Origin of the sequence: Achromobacter sp. SIMBA_011, assembly GCF_046535435.1 — a bacterium.
Classification (GTDB): Bacteria; Pseudomonadota; Gammaproteobacteria; order Burkholderiales; family Burkholderiaceae_B; genus Achromobacter; species Achromobacter dolens.
Map to the genome: position 1 here is coordinate 1 of NZ_JAWRWN010001264.1, position 234 is coordinate 234.

The window sequence follows — 234 nt, forward strand, 5'->3', positions numbered from 1 at the left end:
CCAGCCACGCGTGCTCCGGCAGCCCGAAGCGCGCGCGCAGCGCGGCCTGGCTGACGTTCTCCAGCGCGTCGAACGGTTCGGCCGAGATGCCGTTGAACACCACGTCGACGTGCTGCGGCGTGAAGCCGGTCAACGCACGGAACGCCTGCGCGGACGCGTCCGAGTTCGCGATCACGCGCGTGATGCCGAACCGCGCGCAATACTTGATGGCCTTCAGCTGCTTGCCGCCGAAAT

At 68.4% G+C, this 234-nt stretch carries 1 protein-coding gene; it reads right to left on the minus strand.

Annotated features, from left to right (window positions below; translation table 11 throughout):
• The coding region (locus SB816_RS35120) for a hypothetical protein (protein ID WP_410548638.1) at positions 1–234 on the minus strand (234 nt) is incomplete at both ends.